The sequence below is a fragment of the Mucilaginibacter gracilis genome (assembly GCF_003633615.1).
Taxonomy (GTDB): Bacteria; Bacteroidota; Bacteroidia; order Sphingobacteriales; family Sphingobacteriaceae; genus Mucilaginibacter; species Mucilaginibacter gracilis.
In genome coordinates this window covers 5,550,385-5,569,560 of the sequence record NZ_RBKU01000001.1, presented here as the reverse complement: position 1 = coordinate 5,569,560, position 19,176 = coordinate 5,550,385, and the positions used below count along the sequence as shown (strand labels likewise).

At 44.8% G+C, this 19,176-nt stretch carries 17 protein-coding genes; 5 read left to right on the top strand and 12 right to left on the bottom strand.

Annotation, left to right across the window (positions count from 1 at the left end):
• Nucleotides 1–63 precede the first annotated feature (63 nt).
• The 5 genes from BDD43_RS24730 to BDD43_RS24710 form a co-directional block, all read right to left on the bottom strand.
• A complete protein-coding gene (locus BDD43_RS24730) occupies nt 64–372 on the bottom strand; it encodes a SelT/SelW/SelH family protein (protein ID WP_121200711.1) in 309 nt (102 codons plus the stop codon).
• Nucleotides 373–522: 150 nt separating this feature from the next.
• On the bottom strand, nt 523–996 hold the full coding sequence (locus BDD43_RS24725; protein ID WP_121200709.1) for a molybdenum cofactor biosynthesis protein MoaE: 474 nt from the start codon (nt 994–996) through the stop codon (nt 523–525).
• Nucleotides 956–1,189 carry a MoaD/ThiS family protein gene (locus BDD43_RS24720; protein WP_121200707.1) on the bottom strand — a complete coding sequence of 78 codons (234 nt, stop codon included), beginning with the start codon at nt 1,187–1,189 and terminating at the stop codon, nt 956–958. Before BDD43_RS24720 ends, BDD43_RS24725 begins: the two co-directional genes overlap by 41 nt.
• 379 nt (nt 1,190–1,568) lie before the next feature.
• Nucleotides 1,569–2,522 (bottom strand): GTP 3',8-cyclase MoaA, encoded by a 954-nt coding sequence (locus BDD43_RS24715; protein ID WP_121200706.1) that lies wholly within the window; start codon nt 2,520–2,522, stop codon nt 1,569–1,571.
• A 198-nt stretch (nt 2,523–2,720) separates the two neighbouring features.
• Nucleotides 2,721–3,905 (bottom strand): molybdopterin molybdotransferase MoeA, encoded by a 1,185-nt coding sequence (locus tag BDD43_RS24710; protein ID WP_121200704.1) that lies wholly within the window; start codon nt 3,903–3,905, stop codon nt 2,721–2,723.
• A 208-nt stretch (nt 3,906–4,113) separates the two neighbouring features.
• Between BDD43_RS24710 and BDD43_RS24705 the strand changes: the two genes are divergently transcribed.
• A complete protein-coding gene (locus BDD43_RS24705; RefSeq protein WP_121200702.1) occupies nt 4,114–4,494 on the top strand; it encodes an SRPBCC domain-containing protein in 381 nt (126 codons plus the stop codon).
• Nucleotides 4,495–4,571: 77 nt separating this feature from the next.
• Nucleotides 4,572–5,255 (top strand): lipid-binding SYLF domain-containing protein, encoded by a 684-nt coding sequence (locus BDD43_RS24700; RefSeq protein WP_121200700.1) that lies wholly within the window; start codon nt 4,572–4,574, stop codon nt 5,253–5,255.
• Nucleotides 5,256–5,405: 150 nt separating this feature from the next.
• On the opposite strand, the gene BDD43_RS24695 is transcribed toward BDD43_RS24700, so the two are convergent.
• The 5 genes from BDD43_RS24695 to BDD43_RS24675 all read right to left on the bottom strand — a co-directional run bounded on the left by BDD43_RS24695 (nt 5,406) and on the right by BDD43_RS24675 (nt 11,925).
• Nucleotides 5,406–7,457, bottom strand: coding sequence for a M13 family metallopeptidase (locus BDD43_RS24695; protein ID WP_121200698.1), 2,052 nt, complete (start codon nt 7,455–7,457; stop codon nt 5,406–5,408).
• A gap of 186 nt (nt 7,458–7,643) precedes the next feature.
• Entirely contained in the window at nt 7,644–8,585 is a 942-nt protein-coding gene (locus BDD43_RS24690; protein WP_121200696.1) for a hypothetical protein, read from the bottom strand.
• A 285-nt stretch (nt 8,586–8,870) separates the two neighbouring features.
• Nucleotides 8,871–9,821, bottom strand: a complete 951-nt coding sequence (gene moaCB / locus BDD43_RS24685; RefSeq protein WP_121200695.1) for a bifunctional molybdenum cofactor biosynthesis protein MoaC/MoaB — start codon at nt 9,819–9,821, stop codon at nt 8,871–8,873.
• 3 nt (nt 9,822–9,824) lie between these two features.
• Nucleotides 9,825–10,661, bottom strand: coding sequence for an MOSC domain-containing protein (locus BDD43_RS24680; protein ID WP_121200693.1), 837 nt, complete (start codon nt 10,659–10,661; stop codon nt 9,825–9,827).
• Between the two features lie 217 nt (nt 10,662–10,878).
• Entirely contained in the window at nt 10,879–11,925 is a 1,047-nt protein-coding gene (locus BDD43_RS24675) for a HesA/MoeB/ThiF family protein (RefSeq protein ID WP_121200691.1), read from the bottom strand.
• Nucleotides 11,926–12,121: 196 nt separating this feature from the next.
• Between BDD43_RS24675 and cobA the strand changes: the two genes are divergently transcribed.
• Nucleotides 12,122–12,853, top strand: coding sequence for a uroporphyrinogen-III C-methyltransferase (cobA, locus tag BDD43_RS24670; RefSeq protein ID WP_121200689.1), 732 nt, complete (start codon nt 12,122–12,124; stop codon nt 12,851–12,853).
• Nucleotides 12,854–13,006: 153 nt separating this feature from the next.
• Here cobA and BDD43_RS24665 read toward each other — a convergent pair whose 3' ends face one another.
• Nucleotides 13,007–13,690: an arylesterase gene (locus BDD43_RS24665; RefSeq protein ID WP_121200687.1), complete on the bottom strand. Its 684-nt coding sequence runs from the start codon at nt 13,688–13,690 to the stop codon at nt 13,007–13,009.
• A gap of 158 nt (nt 13,691–13,848) precedes the next feature.
• On the opposite strand from BDD43_RS24665, the gene BDD43_RS24660 reads away from it, so the two are divergent.
• Together BDD43_RS24660 and BDD43_RS24655 are read left to right on the top strand one after the other, a co-directional pair.
• Nucleotides 13,849–14,535: an ABC transporter ATP-binding protein gene (locus BDD43_RS24660; RefSeq protein ID WP_121202111.1), complete on the top strand. Its 687-nt coding sequence runs from the start codon at nt 13,849–13,851 to the stop codon at nt 14,533–14,535.
• A gap of 356 nt (nt 14,536–14,891) precedes the next feature.
• The gene (locus BDD43_RS24655; RefSeq protein ID WP_121200685.1) at nt 14,892–17,426 is read left to right on the top strand and encodes an ABC transporter permease; all 2,535 of its coding nucleotides are present in this window, start codon (nt 14,892–14,894) and stop codon (nt 17,424–17,426) included.
• A 66-nt stretch (nt 17,427–17,492) separates the two neighbouring features.
• Here BDD43_RS24655 and BDD43_RS24650 read toward each other — a convergent pair whose 3' ends face one another.
• Nucleotides 17,493–18,941, bottom strand: coding sequence for a hypothetical protein (locus BDD43_RS24650; protein WP_121200683.1), 1,449 nt, complete (start codon nt 18,939–18,941; stop codon nt 17,493–17,495).
• Between the last annotated feature and the right edge of the window lie 235 nt (nt 18,942–19,176).

Genomic DNA, 19,176 nt, shown 5'->3' with positions numbered 1-19,176 from the left:
ATTATGATGGGTGTCGCGCTGAGCGATAGTAGAAGCGCGGTGCGGTGGGTTTCGACTATCGCTTTACTTTTTATCCGAGTGCCCCAAACTTTTGCCGGGTGCAACCACGTTGCGTATTAACTGCTTGAGTTCCTTAATTTCGGGGAAACGGCCCTCTGCCGCCCTATCAAAAACCACGGCATCGTTTACACGGATAATGTAGGTGCCGCTAACCAAACTGGGTTGTAAAAGCACGCCAAAAACATCGCCTGTAAAGGTAGTTAATAACTCCTGCGCCATGTAGGCCGCCCTTAGCATCCAGCCGCATTTGGGGCAATACTCAATGGCAATGGTATGGTTGGTGGCGGTAAGGGGCGCGGTATGTGTTTGCATGGGCAGTAGTGGTGTTAAGTTGTTAGTATTAAGCGTTGAGTCAAAAGTTAGATTATTCTTTTTTTTTGACTCAGAACGTAAGACTTGCGGTTAAAGACTATCCGTTATTAAACGATTAACATAACAGTAGTTTAATTTTTTGCCGAAGCCTTAAAGTTTTGGTGGGCAGCAGCTACAGTTACCACCCCATTGTTTGGTGCCGTCGCTAAAATATTCGCATTTCCAAATGGTGGCCTCGTGTTTAATACGATCAATAATGTACTGGTTGGCCGCATACGCCTCCGAGCGGTGGGCCGATGCCGTAATTACAATTACGGCAGTTTCGCCCACGGTAACCTTGCCCGTGCGGTGCTGTGCCACAGCAATATTAAGCGGAAACTTTTGGCTGGCATCGGCCAAAATACTGTTTATCATTTTGGTGGCCATGGCTTCGTGAGCTTCGTATTCAAGGTAATCAACCGCCATGCCGTTGTTATGGTTGCGCACTTCGCCGCTAAACAACACCACAGCACCGGCAGCCGGGTGGTGCGCCTGCGCCAGCAGTTCCACAACGTTTAAAGGCGTGGCCGATAGTGCGGGCAGTTCAACCACCGCTGCTGGGTGGAAATATGCAGATGGTATCATTATTTTTTAAGCTATAATTTTGGTCAACAAATTCGTCGTGAACGGCAAAGCGGCAAATTTTTAAAATGCCGGCCGCATCGGTGTTTAAGGCTATTAGTTTTTGCTGTAGCGACGCCACATCGGCAACATCGCCGCCAAGCTCAAACTCCTTATCAAAGTAATCTTTTAAAACTGCAAAAACCTGTATTTTCATTGTTAAGTTTAATGATTGAAGGATTGAATGATTGAAGGATTGAGTTATTGAATTATTGAGTGATTGAATGATTGAAGGATTGAGTTACTGAGTGATTGAATGAAAAATTATAATTAAAATATTAAATCAATACTGTACTGTCATTGCGAGCGATAGCGTGGCAACCGCACGCTGGCCGGGCCGCTTTGCAGGGCTAAATGGCTCCGTGCGTTTGCTTCGTACCTCGCAATTTTAATGATTGAAGGATTGAATTATTGAGTGATTGAATGAAAAAATATAATTAAATTCAGTCACTCAATCCTTCAATCATCCAATCAATCACTCACTCAATCAGTAACTCAATCCTTCAATCACTCAATAATTCAATCATTAAAAAAACCTACCCCCCAATGTGCATCATACTTAGTGCGCTGCCAACAAAGTGCAGGTTTTGTTTTTGTTGCATGGCTTGTTGTAATTTACCTGTTAGTTCAATATTGTTTTCGTTACCGTTTAGCGGGATGGGGTTGTTGTTGCTTAGGCAGCCGTAAATATTGCCTTCGGCATCTAAGCGCAGGCGGTTGCAATCCTGACAAAAAGGTTCACTCTCGTTGCCTATAATGCCAAATATACCGCCCTGTTCGGTTTGCCAGTAATTGGCTGTTGCCGAGGTTTTTCGCGCAAGCCGCACAAAATTATACCGGCTTGCAATAACATCTAATATTTGATGCTGGGTAAACAGGTGTTTTTCCGAATTGCCAAATAAATGCCCCATAGCCATCACCTCTAAAAACCTGATGGGTACGTTTTGCTTAAAGGCGTAATTAAGCAGCGGCAGTATTTGTTTATCGTTTTGGCCCTGCATTATTACCGAATTTATTTTCACCTCCAAACCGCAGGCTATGGCAGCCTCAATGCCGGCCAGCGTGCGTTGCAATTGCTTGCGACGTGTTACGGCAAAAAAAGTTTCGGCATCCATGGCATCTAACGATACATTTACCGACCGTAACCCCGCTGCCTTTAATTTGGGCGCCATGCGCTCCAATAAAAAGCCATTGCTCGTCATCCGCACATCGGCAATGCCCAGGGCCGTAATGCCTTTAATTACGGTTTCCAGTTCGCGGTAAAGCAAAGGTTCGCCGCCGGTTAGCCTAATGGTTTTTAAGTTGAGCTGGCCGTGTAAGCCCGCAATTATTTTAACAAAATTAGCGGCAGGCGTTTGTGGGCGATGGTCGTGGGCTATTTCATCTTCGCTGCCCATGGTGCAATAAATACAACCCAGGTTACAGGTGCTCAATAAGCTCACCCGTAAAGTTTTAAAACTGCGATTATATTTATCGTCCAAATTAACCATTAATCAAATTTATACAAATTTTACCGATGCGGCACATGCTGTTAACAAACGTACCGAATATGACAATGTTTTAAACATAGGAATGGGGTTGGAACAAATATCGAACATCGAATTTTGAACACCCAACACCGAAATTTATTTCATCATTCGGCATTCATTATTAATTTCTTTTTGTTTAATGGAAGAGGCCTCAACTACTTAAAGCAACAGGCAATTCACCATATCTCCGGGCTGCAGTTCGTCGGTATCGGCGGGGTGAAAGGCCAGCGCACCGGCGTTTAATCCCAAACGTATATCGCCCGAAGTATTGATGGCGATAGGGCTAATTGCCGAAGGTTGCCCCGAAATAGCTACCGGAAAAAACTCATCAAAACTGCTGCTGCGCTTGCGTTTGCCGTTAAAAGGCAGTTGCAAAACGGGCGGCATCCCCAAACCAAAACAAACCGAAAGGTAGGCCTCAATAAACAATTTAAACGTTACCATGCACGAAAACGGATTTCCCGGCAAGGCAAAAACCAAACCGCCGTTAGGCAACTGCCCGCACCAAATAGGCTTGCCCGGCCTTATTGACAGCTTGTGGAACAGTTTTTTAACGCCCAGGCCTTCTAATACTTCGGGCAAATAATCGGCATCACCGGCAGATACGCCTCCGCAGCTAATTACCATATCAAAATTTAATACTTCGGCTAAAGCCGCATTCAGCTGCGCCTTATCGTCGGCAATATGCCTGCATACCTGCGGTTTAATGAGCCATTTTTTGAGCAAACTGCACAGCAAATATTGGTTGCTGTTGCGTATCTGGTTAGGCAAAATAGCTGCCGAAGCATCAACAACCTCGTTGCCGGTGGTAAAAAGTGCAACTTTGGGCAGGCTTTTAACCGTAATGTTGTTTTGGCCCAACGTGGCAAGCAGGCTAACCACAGCAGGTGTGCAAAGTGTATTGGCAGTTAAAATACTTTGGCCGCTTTTAATATCCTCGCCTTGCCGGGCAATGTTTTGGTAGGGTTTTATGGTTGTTACATTAAAGCTAACCAGTATGTTAAGTGCCTCTGCATCTTCGCGCCGTATAACCGCATTTGCCGATGGCGGTACGGGTGCGCCCGTCATTATTTTATAGCAATGTGCGGCTTGTAAATCCGCTTGTTCTGCCTGCCCGGCATAAATAATTTGCTGTACGGTAAACTGGCGCGTGCCGTTTTCCCAATCAGCAATATTAATGGCGTAGCCATCCATAGTGGCACGGTTAAAGGGCGGGTAGTCCCTATCGGCACTAACGGCCTGGGCAAGTACGCGGTTATCGGCACCGGCCAAATTAATAATTTCGGTACCAAACAATCGCGATAGGGCGGTTATAGTTTGCCGGGCTTGTATGTAAGTAAGCATGGCTAAATATAGCAAAAAGCCAACAGTGCAAAAGCCGGCTTTGGGGCGGCTTTTTAAGTTTGCTGGGCTTAGGTAACCATTACCTGGTTACTTAACTACGCGGTGAGCTGCTGCTTTTTTGTAACCACCAAAAGTATAACTTAATTACATTGCCTAAGCGCGTGTACAATTTAAACTGTAAATTTGCCGTTTGTTATTAACAACCAGCATGAAGAATTTTAAAAAATACTACGTTATACCCGCTACTCCCGAAGAAATATATAACGCCCTTACCAACCCGCTTAGTTTACAAATTTGGACGGGCGAAGAGGTACAAATGAGTACCGAACCCGGCACCGATTTTAGCTTATGGGGCGGCAGCATTGTGGGTAAAAACATTGAGTTTATTGAGAATAAAAAAATAGTGCAGCAATGGTACTTTGGCGAGCAGGCAGAAGAATCAATAGTGACTATTATACTGCATGGGGCCAAAAACGAAACCTCGGTTGAGTTGAGGCACACCAATATTCCGGATGATGATTTTGATGATATTGTTGAAGGCTGGGATGGCGCGTATTTTGGTTCGGTAATTGATTTTTTTGGCTTTTAGGCCAACCCGTTTGCAATTTAAGCAAACACAAGCACCGCTTTTGTGTTGTAAAATGTAATGTACTTAAAACACAAGATATGAAAACGTTAAAATTATTTAGATTACCTGCTATGCTGTTGCTGGCATCTGTTATGATGCTTACAACCGTAAGCGCGCAGGATAAAGAGCACGACAAAATAGAGGATGCCACAGGCGTTTTACGCGATTTTGGTAAAATGAAGGAAAGCATACCGCGCGAGTTGTTAGAAAAAACAAACGGCATTATCATTATCCCTAAGTTAATTAATGCTGGTTTTGTAATTGGCGGCAAACGCGGCAAAGGCATTGCCATGGTTAAACTGCCCGACGGCAAATGGAGCAACCCCGTATTTGTTACCATGACGGGCGGTAGCTTTGGCTTACAGGCCGGCGTACAATCGGTTGATTTGGTGCTGGTATTTAAAAGTGCTAAAACCCTGCACCGCATAGGCACAGGCAGCTTTACCCTTGGCGGCGATATATCGGCAGCAGCCGGACCGGTTGGCCGCAGTTCATCGGCTAATACGGATTATAAACTGGAGGCCGAAGTGTATTCGTACTCGCGCAGCCGTGGCTTGTTTGCAGGTATCAGCATAAACGGTGCTAAACTTGATATTGATGCCAAGGCAGATAATGCCTTCTACGGCCAATCATACTCGGCCCGCACCCTGTTTGCAGGTACCGACAAAACATCGGAAAACTCGGTAAAAGAGTTGAAAGAAACTTTGAGAGGGTTGTATTGAGGTTCATTAGTTCATTAGTCATTAGTTCATTGGTCTTTTATAGTGACAGAACTGAAAGCAAATCATAAAAAAACCGGCGATATTGCCGGTTTTTTTATGATTTGCAGTATGCAAGTCCACCAATTAACTAATGACAAATGAACCAATGAACTACCAAATCTTCACCCTTTTATCAGGATCTATCCACATGGCGTCGCCTTTTTTGATGCCGAAGGCCTGGTAAAATTCGGGTACATCGCTAAAGGGGCCGTTAACGCGTAGAAAGCCGGGGGCATGTACGTCGGTTAATATGCGGCCTGCAAGTTCTTCGTCGCGCTGCTGGCCCAGCCAGCCAATGGCGTAGCCTAAAAAGAAACGCTGCATAGGCGTTAGGCCGTTTATTAATTTACCCTCTTTATATTGCTTTGTTTTTTTAAAGGCATCAACACCTAAAACTATCCCGCCAAGGTCGGCAATGTTTTCGCCGAGGCAGGCTTTGCCGTTAACGTGCAGGCTATCTAAAACCTTATAGGCGTTAAACTGATCTACCAGTACCTGCGCGCGTTGGGTAAACTTTACCGAATCGGCAGCCGTCCACCAGGCTTTTAGGTTGCCTTTGGCATCGTACTGGCGGCCCTCATCGTCAAAACCGTGGGTAATTTCGTGCCCAATGGTTGACGCTGCCGAGTAGCCATAAACCACAGCGTCGTCAATATCCTCATCCTTAATGCCGGGGATAATAAACTGGGCGGCAGGCAAGGTAATTTCGTTGTTTGATGGCTCGTAATTGGCGTTATAGGTTTGCGGGGTCATGTTCCATTCTGTATGGTCGACAGGTTTGCCCAGTTTGTTAATGTTGTTTAAATAAGCCCAATGCCTGGCGTGCATTACATTTACGGCATACGAACCACGATCGATACTGAGTTTAGAAAAATCTTTCCATTTATCGGGGTAACCAACCTTGGCATGTATGCTGTTAAGCTTGTAGAGGGCTTTTTGCTTGGTTTCGGGGCTCATCCAATCCAGTTGGGCAATATGCTCGCGGTAAGCCTGGCGGATGGCCTCAACCAGGTCGGTATAACGTTGTTTCGCTTTAAGCGGAAAGTATTCCTGCACAAAAAGCTGGCCCAGCAGTTCGCCCATAATGCCGTTTTCGGTATCTAAAACGCGTTTCCAGCGTGGCAATTGCACCTTACGGCCACTCAGCACCGTTCCCGTAAAACGGAAATTTTCCTGATCGAAGCTTTTGCTGAGATAAGGCGCGTAGGAGGTAAGCACTTTCCAGCGGAGGTAAGCCTTCCAATCGGCAATAGTAAAGGTTTTGAGGTATTTGTTTACGGCTACATAGTACTCGGGCTGGCCAACAATAACGGTATCAACATTAGGTATGCCCATGTTGGTGAAAACCACCTTCCAGTTAATGTTGGGCGTAAGTTTGTTAAACTGCGCCACGGGCATTTTATTGTAGTTATGGTAAGGGTCGCGCAGATCTTCCAGTTTGCGGCTGCTATCGGCAAGTGCCTTTTCTATAGTAAAAACGCTTTTGGCCGCCGCCTTAGCCTGCTCATCGGTATAGCCCGAAAGCACAAACATGTTGGGGATATACTTTTCGGTATAGTCGGTGCGTATTTTGGTAGTGCGGGCGTCGGTTTTAAAATAGTAGTCGCGGTTGGGTAAGCCTAAACCGCCCTGGTTTAATTGCAGCATCATTTTCGAGCTGTTTTTATCGTCTTGCCCAACACCGGCGCTAACAAAGGTGCGCGCGCCAACGGTATTGAGGTAAGCAACGGTGCTTAAAATACCTGCTACGTCGGTTATCTGGTCAACCTTGGCGAGTGGTTCGCTAATGGCGGTTATGCCTAATTTTTCGATGTTTACGCTGTCTAAACCGCTATAGTAAAAATCGCCTATTTTTTGGGTACTGGTGCCTTTGGCAGCGTTGGCGTTAATGGCATCTTCGTTAATTTTTTTGAGGCGACTGCGGATATCCTCGCTAACCACATTGCCAATTCCCCAGCTTGAATAGGCAGGAGGGATGGGGTTGTTTTTTAACCAGGTACCGTTGGCATAACGAAAAAAATCGGCACCGGGACTGACCGATTTATCCAGATTTTGAAATACCGGGTCGTTTGCCGGATGCGATTGCGCCCTGCCGCTAAACTGCTGGCCAAAAACCATAGCCAACGCCCCGGCAATAATAAATTTGCTTGTATTAGTTTTCATTGAAAAGAAATCAGTTATGGATGTAAACATAATAAAATATTGCGGGATGTGGAGGGGAGATGACGCCAATTTACATGCAGGAGCTGTATGCATCTAGGTACAAGTACGCAGCGCTTTTTGCATTATGGCAATACCGCGCCGGGGATGGTGAAGCATACGCCACAGGCGTGCGCTGGTGATGGGATATTATAAAAAGTCATCAAAAAAGGAGTCATTAAACTTATCAAATTCCACATCTTCTCCGAGCAAGGAAACTTTTTCTAGCCGCTCTTTTTTCAATGGTTTGTCCTCTGCTATTGACCTTAATTCATCCAACACAATTGGATGTTTATGAAAATTCATCAAGTATTGAACGTAGTAATTGGTATTGTAAGTTTCGAAAGGGAGGGGCTTAATAGTTTTTACAAAGTCTTGGAAACCATCGCCTTTTTTTCTTTTTCTTAACAAATGAATTAAAATTTCTTTTTTTAAATAATGTTCGTCTTTAAAAGAGAATTCTTTTCTAATGAAAATTTTAAATGCTTTTGATTCATAGTTCACTTCGTAGGTGTAGATATTCATTCTTCTACATTCATTACGGATTATTTCATAAAGTTGTAAAGTTATTTTACTGATGATTTTTCCAATAAAATTTTTTATTCGCTGATCGTTCGGCGTTGTTTCAATCATTTCAACCTTAACTTTTATATCTAATTCTTCCTCTAAAAAACGTCTAAATTTTGCTTCGTGATTTTCAGCATAAACGGATTTTTTATTATACCGATTATATCGAGATGAATGATAAAAGTCTTTAATCACTTGCAAGAATTTTGTTGAAGACTTACCCATCGTGATTTCTTTATGAGCTTTAATTCTGTTCAAAAGGTTAAAATGATCGTGCGTAATCAATTTTTTTTCAAAATCTTCTTGATCAGTTTGAATATCATGTTCTAAAAGAATAACGGTAATTTTGGCTAACCGCTCCAATCCCACAGAGATATTGTATAAAAACTCAAAAACTTCTGCTTCATGATAGAAACTTTCCATTTGATCGAATGCATACAATCCATTATATAAGAAAGTTCCTGCGATTTGCAATTCAGTTCCCAATCTCCAGTTTTTCCAAAAAAAATCAGCTTCATTCAACATAAAAAAAATTATTAAAATTTACCACCGTCACTTGGTTACAACGGTTGGCAGCGTCCACGCTGCCGACTGCTAATAGTTAGGCTTGGACGCCTAACACTCGCCTTTTAATTATCTCTGCTCTGTATAGCTATTCGGCCTCTGCGCTCCCTTCTTCGACTGTCGCTCAGAATGACCCATTATTAAAAACATCAGGGCTAATATACTTCCGTGCGATTGCTTCGTTCCTCGCAACGACAATGTGTAAATACCCTCCCTCAATAACTAAATCAACTCAATAACTAAACCTCAATGCCCTTCCCCTAAAATCATTTTGCGTGCGTGGAAAACGCCGGGCAATATGGCTTCCAGCGATTCTTTTACGCCGTTGGTGCTGCCGGGCAGGGTTACAATGAGGGTTTGGGCTATGGTGCCGGCAATGCCGCGGCTCATCATGGCGAGCGGGGTGCGCTGCTGGCCGTAGCCGCGCATGGCTTCGGCAATGCCTTCGGCTTCGCGCTCCAGTATGGCCTTTACTGCGGTTACGGTATTATCGCGCGGGCCAAGGCCGGTGCCGCCGGTGGTAAATATAAAGTGAACATCGCGTGCAACCCAAAGCTTAATTTGTTGTTGTATCTGGTCAATATCGTCGGGCACTACTTGGTAATCGGTAACGGTGGCGTTAACCTGGGCCAGCATGTCTATAATCAGTTTGCCGCTTTGGTCTTCGCGGGTGCCGTTGGCAGTGGAGTCCGAGCAAACCAGTACCGCGCATACGGGCGGGGTGGCAAAAAAACGTTCGCGGTCGCTTTTGCCGCCGCGTTTTTGCAATAGTTTAATGTGGCCTATTTCCAGTTGTTTATCAACGGGTTTAAGCATGTCGTAAATTTCTAAACAGGCTACCGATACGGCGGTGAGCATTTCCATCTCAATACCTGTACGACCGATAGATTTCGCATTACCCATCACCACAATGCCCGAGCGGTCAAACACTGAATCGTCGAAATATTCGGCATGGGTATCTTTATCCAAAAACTCAAAGCTCATATCCATACCGTCAATTTGTACGGGGTGGCAATGCGGCAGCAATTGGGGCGTTAGCTTTGCGCCTATAAAACCTGCGGCCTTGGCCACATCAAACAAATTGCCTTTGGGCAAGGCATCGGTTTTAATAAGCTCTATAGTTTCCGCGGTGCAAAATATTGCGCCTATGGCCTTTGCGGTGCGCAGGGTTATTTGTTTGTGGGTTATATCGCGCATGTGTTATGCAGGGGTTAATGAGTTTAACATTTCTTTCACTTCGGCAACCTCAATTATATCGCCAATGCTAATGGTTCCGTGGCCGTTGTGAATTAGGTTTTGACCGAAATATACTTTGTTTTTGCTTTGGCGATATTTGGCCAGGGTGCGCGTAGGTTCTTTGGCAACGGCCCCGGTTTGTTGGTTTATGGTGGGGATGTTACAGCGCGCGCAAAGCTTTGAACCCGTAAATTGCACGGTGCCAATGGTAAATTGGGCCATGGTATCTTCGGCATAAGGTTGGCCGCCGGTAAAAACAATGTTGGGGCGAAAGCGATCCATAGGCAGTTTAACCTCAAGCCGTTGGTTCAAATCGTCCAGCGACGACTGGCCAATTATCAAAAATGGATAAGCATCGCTAAAGGATGTTATTTTGTGTTGGGTAACGTATTTAAATTCGGGGTCAACCAGGCGTTTGCTTTGGTTGGGCATATAAACCAGGCGGCAAGGGTGTTGCAGTGCGTTGCTAAACCAGGCATCGGCGTCGGCACTAACATATTGGCCGGTGCAGGTATCGTCCCAGATGGTAAACTCGCCAAATTGCTTGGTTTGAGGTTCAAAGGGAATGAGTATTTGCCTGTTTGTTGGTGCATGATTTACCAGTAAACCATCTGCCGAAAGGCTAACTTTAAGCAGGGCCATTTGCACAAATTCGCGCTGACTTAAAAAGCGGTTATTGTTATCAACCAGCATCCAGCGCCTGTCGAGCTCCAAACCACGATCGGTAACGGCAGCCGAAGTAAGCTCAACACCGCCCAGCGATTTGATGGGATAAATAAATAATTGGCTTACGCGTAGCATAGGGGTAAAGGTAGCGATTATGGAAGAGTGTTCATAGTTGATGGATGATGGTTCATGGTAAGAAGTTAATAGATCATGGTTGATGGTTTATGGAAAGACAAGCCAGAGAACACTTATAGTGCATAACAACCACAAAACCATTAACTATAACCCCGTATAAAACTATGAACCATCAACTATGAACCATGATCTATCAACTATAAACGAAAGCACCTAATCAACCAATACCATTTAACCCGCCTTTTAAGCTCAATGCATTGGTGTAGCCCAATTTGCGCATAAATTGTGCGGCGGCTTGGCTGCGGGCACCAACCTGGCAGTACAATATAATTTGCTGGTTTTTAAGTAATTCCGAAAAATTATGGTTAGTTAACGCTTTTAGCGGGATATGCTGGCCGCCAATGTGGTGGTTATCGCGTTCCCAATCTTCGCGTACATCAATTAAGTGGTAGCTGCCCGGGTGCAGCGTGGCAAATAGTTCGGGCGATATTTCTATCGGGCCTGTGGTTTGCTCAAAACGAATTTTGCTGGTTGTGCGGCTTTGCGGGTTGGGTTTGTAATTAATGGTTTTTAACTCAACCGATACCGCATTGTAGGTTGCCAGTTTGTTAGCCAGCACATCGGGGTTTTGCAGTATAACTTTTATGGCTTCGCCGGCCATCATTACGCCTATGATGTTGGTTATTATGTTGTAGGCACCAACGTCGGCGCAATTGGGTACATAGGTTTCGGCATCGGGCTCGGCAAAAAGGCAGCGCAGCGTGGCCGAATTTTGGTAGTTAAATACTGTTACATGGCCTTCGGTTTGGTAAATTGCGCCATAAACCAAGGGCTTATTAAGGTAAACACAGGCATCGTTAATGAGGTAGCGCACGGCAAAATTATCGGTGCCATCAACAATAATATCGTATTGTTCAATCAATTCCAGCACATTAGTTTCGTCAACCTGTAAACGGTGCACGTTAATACGGATAAACGGATTATGCTGTAACAACCTTGTTTTGGCTACTGCAACCTTGCTTTGGCCCACATCCTCGTAATTGTAAATTATTTGGCGGTGCAGGTTGGTTACGCTTACGGTATCAAAATCGGCAATGCCAATGGTGCCAACGCCGCATCCGGCAAGGTAAAGCAGGCAGGGGCAACCCAGGCCGCCGGCGCCAACTACAAGTACTTTGGCATCGTTAATTTTTAGTTGCCCATTGGTACCAATAAAGTTAAGTTTGCTGTGGCTTTGATAATATGTTTTTGCTGCTTCTGTCATTAAGGTATTAAAATCCGTTTACAAACGTATTAAAACCTATGGTTTATTAGGTTAGTTTTGGGTAAGTTTTTAAGTTAGTAGCCTGGTGCCGCTAATACTTTATAATGTACAAATTTTTTAATGAGCAAGTTTTTTACAGGCCTGCAATAACTACCCAATAAGCTGCCTGATATTACAGGCACGATTTTTTTTATTTATGACCAACACCCCCATAATACCCCAACTATACGTAATGGGCGCCGGCCCCGGCGACCCTGAACTGATTACCATAAAGGGGTACAAAATATTACAACAGGCCAACGCTGTGCTTTATGATAATTTAGCCAGCAAAGAGTTGCTGGCCTATACCCGAGACGATTGCGAAAAAATTTATGTAGGCAAGCTCCCTTACGGGGATTATACCACGCAAGAGCGGATATTGGAACTGATTAAAGAAAAGGCTTTTGAAAAGGGCCTTATTGTGCGCCTTAAAGGCGGCGACCCTTTTATTTTTGGACGTGGTTACGAAGAAGTGCTTTTTGCACGCGAAAACGGTATAGAAACCTTTTTTATACCCGGCATAACCAGTATGCAGGCCAGTGGCTTTTTAGATATTCCGCTAACGCACCGCTCGGTGAGCGAGAGTGTTTGGATGGTTACGGGTACAAAAAAGGACGGTCGCCTTTCGGCAGATTTATGCCTGGCTATGCAAAGCAACGCTACCGTGGTAATTTATATGGGCATGAAAAAGCTGGACCAAATTGCCCAAACCTATGTTGATGCCGGTAACGGCCACATGCCCGCAGCAATTATACAACACGCTTCGCTACCGCACCAACGCTCGGTAAAAGGCATCATAAGTGATTTGCCCCGCCTGGCGCACCAGCAGCAACTAACCCACCCGGCCATCATCATTATTGGCAACGTTGTTGGGGAGTTGAAATATTGAATCGGAGTACAGAACGCAGAGGACGGAGGACGGTTTTCGGAGGGCAGATGACGGAGGTCAGAAATCGGAAGCTCTCCGAGAACATCAAATCATTCGTCTTCGACATCTGTCATCTGTCCTCCGTCATCTGTACTCCGTCATCTGCCCGCCTAATCAAAGCTCTCCCTTCAGCACTCCCCAAACGTTGTTGGCAACAATTTTAGCACCTTTTGCGGTGGGGTGTATGCCGTCGGCCTGGTTAAGGTCTTTAATGCCGGCTACGTTTTGGAGTAAAAAGGGCAAAAAGGCCATGTTGTTTTTTTTAGCAACAGCCGGGAAAACGGCTTTAAAGGCGTTAGCATAATCTGCCCCCATGTTGGGCGGCACCATCATGCCGGTTAGTATCAGTTTGGCTTGCGGGTACTTTGCCTTAACCTTATCAACAATGGCTTGCAGGTTTTTTTGGGTTTCGGCGGTTTGCAGGCCGCGCAGGCCATCGTTGGCACCAAGCTCCAGTATAAAAATATCAACCCGCTGTTTAAGCAGCCAGTCAATGCGCGATCGGCCACCTGCCGTGGTTTCGCCGCTAAGGCCGCCGTTTATAACCTTGTAAGGCAGCTTTGCCGAATCCAGTTTAGCCTGTATCAGTGCCGGGAACGATTCGGCTTGCGGGTCGTCTAAACCGTAGCCGGCAGTTAGGCTGTCGCCAAAAAATAAAATGGTTTTGGTGTTTGCGGCCTGTGCGGGTTGGGTTGGGGTAGTGGTGGTATCGGCTTTACCGACGGTGGTGTTGGGGCTGCCGCAGGCACTGCTTAAAATTATGACAATGATGAGCGTTAAATATTGTAACTTATGCATGTTTTTGTTTTCTAATGAATAGTAATACCGATGTTGCTTTTAAACATCCCGGTGACATTTAAGTTTAGCTATTTGGCTACTTTACAAACATTTAATAATTGACTAACCGGGCACGGCAAATTAAAACAAACCGCGCCCACATTCCAAAAAAACAATTAGTGGAAACTATCCTCAACATTACCGATCTCAGCAAAACCTACCAAAGCGGCGGCCAGCCCCTAACCGTATTACATAACATTAACTTTGGCATCGAGGCAGGGTCTACAGCGGCCATTGTGGGGCCATCCGGCAGTGGCAAAACTACGTTGCTGGGCCTTTGCGCCGGGTTAGACCGATCAAGCAGTGGCGCGGTAGAACTGAACGGCATCCGGCTCGATTCGCTTACCGAAGATGAACGGGCGCAGGTGCGCAACCAGTACGTGGGCTTTATTTTTCAAAACTTCCAGCTATTGCCAACCCTCACCGCCTTAGAAAACGTAATGGTGCCTTTGGAGCTGCGCGGCGAAAAAAACATTAAACCCCGCGCTTTAGAATTGTTGGATAAGGTTGGCCTTTCGGCGAGGGGGCACCATTACCCGGCGCAGCTATCGGGCGGCGAGCAGCAGCGGGTATCGTTGGCGCGGGCATTCTCCAACCAACCCAAAATATTATTTGCCGACGAACCCACCGGCAACCTGGATGCCGAAACCAGCGAAAAGGTGGTAAAATTACTGTTCGACCTAAACCGCGAAGCCGGAACCACACTAATATTGGTTACCCACGATTTGGAACTGGCATCAAAAACCCAAAGAATAATACGCATAAAAGGCGGCCATTTGGTAAGTGATGAGAAAACAAATGCGTGATAAGTCAAAATTAAAAAGTCAAAAATCAAAAAAAGACGTCATTCCGACCGGAAGGAGAAATCTTTTGATTGCGATGAATTTGCACCATATTTAACGTGAGGAAGCCAAATAATACATATTATAAATGCGTAATTATACTAAAGCAAAAAGCCTGGGCCAGTGCGATTCCCTCCCCACGGGAGGGTGTAGGGAGGGGTTTATGCAAAAGCAAGGCGAATAAACCCCTCCCTGCCATTTCACAACCCAACGCGCCCCTCCCGTGGGGAGGGAATAGGCCATTCGTGGTGTTATAAGCATTATTGTCTCAACCACTCAACCCAATAGCTCAATCACCCTAATAACTCAATAACAAAAAAATGAAACAACCCTTAAACCTGCCCTGGCTTTTTAAAATGGCCTGGCGCGATAGCCGGAAAAACCGTTCGCGCCTGTTCCTTTTTGTATCGTCAATTGTGCTGGGTATTGCCGCGCTGGTGGCTATTTACTCTTTTGGGGATAATTTAAAGCAAAACATTACCGACCAGGCCGCTACCTTAATTGGTGCCGACCTGGTAATATCGGCCAACAAAGCGGTAACGCCGCCCATCCAAAAACTTATTGATTCGTTGGGTGACGATAAAAGTCAGGAGCGCGATTTTGTGTCGATGGTGCAATTTAGCAAAGGCACGCGGCTGATACAGATCAAAGCCCTGCAAGGTGCTTTTCCGTACTATGGCGATTTGGAAACCACGCCCGAAGCCGCCGGCAAAAACTTTAAAAACAGCAACGATGCCCTGGTTGATAAAACCCTGGTGCTGCAATTTGGCGCCAAAGTTGGCGATACCATACATGTAGGCAAGCAGGCTTTTAAAATAGCGGGTATATTAAACAAAGCACCCGGCCAAAGCGGCGTGGCATCAAGCGTAGCGCCTATAGTTTACATTCCGTTTCAGTATTTGCAGCAAACGGGCCTGGTACAGCAAGGCAGCCGCCTAACCTACAAGTACTATTTTAAATACAACCACCAGGTTGATATGGCCAAACTGGTAAAAAACATTGAACCCCGTTTGGAGAAAGAGGGGATCAATTACGATACCATAGACACACAAAAAGAGCAAACCGGAAAATCGTTTGCCGATTTAACCAGCTTTTTGGCCCTTGTTGGTTTTATTGCCCTGCTTTTAGGCTGCATTGGCGTTGCCAGTGCCATACACATTTACGTGCGCGAAAAAATTGCCACCATTGCCGTGCTGCGCTGCCTGGGCGTAAAAGCCGCGCAGGCATTTTTAATTTATTTGATACAGATAGTAGGCGTGGGGCTAATAGGTTCCATCATTGGTTCGTTACTGGGCACGGTTATTCAGCAGATATTGCCCGTTGTGCTTAAAGATTTTATACCCTTTGTTATTGATGTAACCATATCGTGGAAAGCCATAGGGCAGGGCATATTGCTTGGCCTTATTATTTCGGTTTTGTTTGCGTTATCGCCATTGTTATCGGTGCGTAATGTATCGCCGCTAAATACCCTGCGCATGAGCTTTGAGGAAACCAGCCTCACGCGCGACCCTTTAAAATGGCTGGTTTACGCACTTATTTTGCTGTTTATTGCGGGCTTTACCTATTTGCAACTGCAAAGCGTGGTGCAAACCGTGGTATTTGTTATTTGCATTTTGCTGGCCTTTTTAATACTGGCGGGTATGGCGCGGCTGTTAATGTGGCTGGTAAAAAGGTTTTTCCCCTTTTCGTGGAGTTACTTGTGGCGGCAGGGCTTTTCAAATTTGTACCGGCCAAATAACCAGTCGGTTATATTAATTATTTCTATTGGTTTGGGTACGGCTTTTATTTGTACGCTGTTTTTTATCCAGGGTATACTCATGGAGCGGGTAAGTATGTCGTCAAGCGGAAACCAGCCCAATATGATATTGTTTGATATACAGGCCAATCAAAAAGAGGGTGTTGCGGCACTCATCAAAAAACAAAACCTTCCGGTAATTTCGCAGGTGCCCATTGTTACCATGGCTTTGACAGAGATAAACGGAAAAAACTATGCGCAGTTAAAAAAGGATACCAGCCTTAAATTGCCGCCGCATTTTGTGATGACGCGCGAGTACCGGGTAACCTACCGCGATTCGCTCACCAATACCGAAAAAATTACCGAAGGGAAATGGATAGGCAAATCATCGCCAAACCAAGTTATTCCCATCTCGGTAGAAGAGCGTTACGCCCACCGCAGCCGCCTGCATCTTAACGATAAATTGCTGTTTAACGTACAAGGTGTACCCATGCTTACGCAGATAAAAAGTTTGCGCCAGGTTAACTATAACCGCGTGCAAAGCAATTTTTTGGTGGTTTTCCCGGCAGGCGTGTTAGAGCAGGCCCCACGCTTTTATGTTGATATTAGCCGTGTACCCAACAGTAAGGTATCGGCAAGCTTTCAGCAAACTATGGTGCGCAACTTCCCCAACATCTCGGTTATCGATCTCGCACTTATCCTTTCCGTTATCGACGAGTTGCTCAATAAAATAGGCTTCGTTATCCAGTTTATGGCAGGTTTCAGTATCCTTACGGGTATTATTGTTTTAATAGCATCGGTACGCATTAGTAAATACCAGCGTATACAAGAAAGTGTTTTGCTGCGCACCCTGGGCGCAAGCCGCAAACAAATACTGGCCATAACCGCGTTGGAGTATTTGTTTTTAGGCACCTTAGCCGCCGCAACCGGCTTACTGCTGGCCCTTGCAGGGAGTTGGGCCCTTGCCAAATTTACCTTCGACGCTGCTTTTACGCCGCATATTTTACCCGTGCTTGGCATATTTAGCCTCGTAAGTTTGCTAACCGTAGCAATAGGCTTGCTAAACAGCCGGGGCGTGTTAAGCAAACCCCCTTTAGAAATTTTACGCCGCGACGTATAAAAACACAAACAGCTTGCAGCATAGTAAAATGCGCAAGCTGTTGCAATTAAGGGGCAGGCTTTGTGGTTACAACTTATATTGCAAGCCGTAGTATACGCGGTAAAAACCTTTAAAAGCGTACTCGGTATCTTTATCAATATCGGCGGTGCCGGTAACGGTATCGCCAATTTTTAGGGTTTTTAACCTTTTAACCCAAGGCGAAGCACCACCTACCGAAAAGGATAACTTATCGCTAATTTTTAAACCCGCACCTAAAAATAGGGCCGGATAATCTGTACTGGCACCCACACCGGCCTGTATAAAAGGATGTATGCTTGAGTTGGCAATAAAAAGGTTAAAGTTTAGCATGGTAGTTACACTATATTTAGATACGTTGTCGCTACCGCCATCGGCAACAGTCATTTTTCCCGAAGCATCGGTAGCGGTGCCATACTTAGGATAACTTATATCCGAATAAACTACGCCGGCCCATACTTCGGGTACAAACCAATCAAATTTGCGAACGCTGATGGTGTAAGTAGCTAAAGTTTCGGTTTTTGAGGTTACAATTTCCTTTGCGGGAGAAAGCTCATACCCGGTTTTATTAATTTTTAGATTGAAATCTTTAATTGTGCCGGTAACCGCTTGCGGAGTACCAATATTTACAAACCAGTTTAACATATTGATCTGGTTACTGGCCGCATCATTATAAGCTTTGTTAACCAGGTCGGCTGCTTCTTTTAAAATGGTAAGCCGTTTTACTTGGTTAGCAAGTTCAGTTTGAATATTTGTTATTGTGGATGCCGCAACTTGCTTAAATATAAAGCTTGTGTAAGCATCGTCGCATTCAAATGCTGCCAGGGTATCTTGCAGTCTTTTTACAAGAGCCGTAACATTATCAAAGTGTTGCGTTATTACAGGGATTTTTTTGTTGATAGGTGAAAGTACCGCTTCAGTTAAGCCCTTACTTTCAAAGGTTAAATTTTTAAGATCAGTAAAAATTTTTATAGTTTCCGATTTCTGATTGTTTTTTAAAGAATCCGCAGTAGCGTTAAATAGTTCGATAAAATTATTGTACTTAATACTACAATCTGGCACGTCGGCAACGGTTCGCTCATCTAAGCTTTTTATGAAGCCTTGTTTATTAGTCCCACCGGATGATCCGGCAAATGTTTTGATATTGCTAACTATAGTTGCTATCGCGGCAGCAGATGCAGAAGATACCTCGTCTATCCTCGAAGTGATCTCTGAATTTATACCCAAGCTAAGCGGGTTAACGGGTTGCACATAAATATTTACGGCATTATTTTTTATTAAAAAGTAACTTTTATCGTTATAGGGTGTCCAGTTTAACGATCCTCCGTTTAAACTTGCTTCGCTTACATCATACCAAAGCTTGTTGCTTGAGTCTAATCTGAGCAATATTTTTTCGCGTTTTTTCACTACAATGCCATCTAAAATGTTATTTACAGTTTGGGCGTAGCTTTCCAGCTTCATCAAAGCTAAAAGCGCCAGTAAAATAATAATTGATTTCATGATTTTGTTTGTTTGGGTTTTGATTTATAACTTATTCACTGTTATAAAGTTAAATTCAAAAAACCACCATCATTACCGTATAAATACGGTAATAAAACCGTTATTAACCCCGGGTTTGCTTTACTGTGCATTGTTTTATATCAATTACTTAAAACTGTTTGGCCTAAAAAGCTGTGCCAGGCCAAGGTATTACCTTGCGTAAAGTTTGCTTATGCGAATAGTTGTTATTAGCAAT

Bases quoted from the DNA above. Each gene is read 5' to 3' on its own strand.
- BDD43_RS24730 (WP_121200711.1), bottom strand. From the start codon at position 372: ATGCAAACACATACCGCGCCCCTTACCGCCACCAACCATACCATTGCC.
- BDD43_RS24725 (WP_121200709.1), bottom strand. From the start codon at position 996: ATGATACCATCTGCATATTTCCACCCAGCAGCGGTGGTTGAACTGCCC.
- BDD43_RS24720 (WP_121200707.1), bottom strand. From the start codon at position 1,189: ATGAAAATACAGGTTTTTGCAGTTTTAAAAGATTACTTTGATAAGGAG.
- BDD43_RS24715 (WP_121200706.1), bottom strand. From the start codon at position 2,522: ATGGTTAATTTGGACGATAAATATAATCGCAGTTTTAAAACTTTACGG.
- BDD43_RS24710 (WP_121200704.1), bottom strand. From the start codon at position 3,905: ATGCTTACTTACATACAAGCCCGGCAAACTATAACCGCCCTATCGCGA.
- BDD43_RS24705 (WP_121200702.1), top strand. From the start codon at position 4,114: ATGAAGAATTTTAAAAAATACTACGTTATACCCGCTACTCCCGAAGAA.
- BDD43_RS24700 (WP_121200700.1), top strand. From the start codon at position 4,572: ATGAAAACGTTAAAATTATTTAGATTACCTGCTATGCTGTTGCTGGCA.
- BDD43_RS24695 (WP_121200698.1), bottom strand. From the start codon at position 7,457: ATGAAAACTAATACAAGCAAATTTATTATTGCCGGGGCGTTGGCTATG.
- BDD43_RS24690 (WP_121200696.1), bottom strand. From the start codon at position 8,585: ATGTTGAATGAAGCTGATTTTTTTTGGAAAAACTGGAGATTGGGAACT.
- moaCB (WP_121200695.1), bottom strand. From the start codon at position 9,821: ATGCGCGATATAACCCACAAACAAATAACCCTGCGCACCGCAAAGGCC.
- BDD43_RS24680 (WP_121200693.1), bottom strand. From the start codon at position 10,661: ATGCTACGCGTAAGCCAATTATTTATTTATCCCATCAAATCGCTGGGC.
- BDD43_RS24675 (WP_121200691.1), bottom strand. From the start codon at position 11,925: ATGACAGAAGCAGCAAAAACATATTATCAAAGCCACAGCAAACTTAAC.
- cobA (WP_121200689.1), top strand. From the start codon at position 12,122: ATGACCAACACCCCCATAATACCCCAACTATACGTAATGGGCGCCGGC.
- BDD43_RS24665 (WP_121200687.1), bottom strand. From the start codon at position 13,690: ATGCATAAGTTACAATATTTAACGCTCATCATTGTCATAATTTTAAGC.
- BDD43_RS24655 (WP_121200685.1), top strand. From the start codon at position 14,892: ATGAAACAACCCTTAAACCTGCCCTGGCTTTTTAAAATGGCCTGGCGC.
- BDD43_RS24650 (WP_121200683.1), bottom strand. From the start codon at position 18,941: ATGAAATCAATTATTATTTTACTGGCGCTTTTAGCTTTGATGAAGCTG.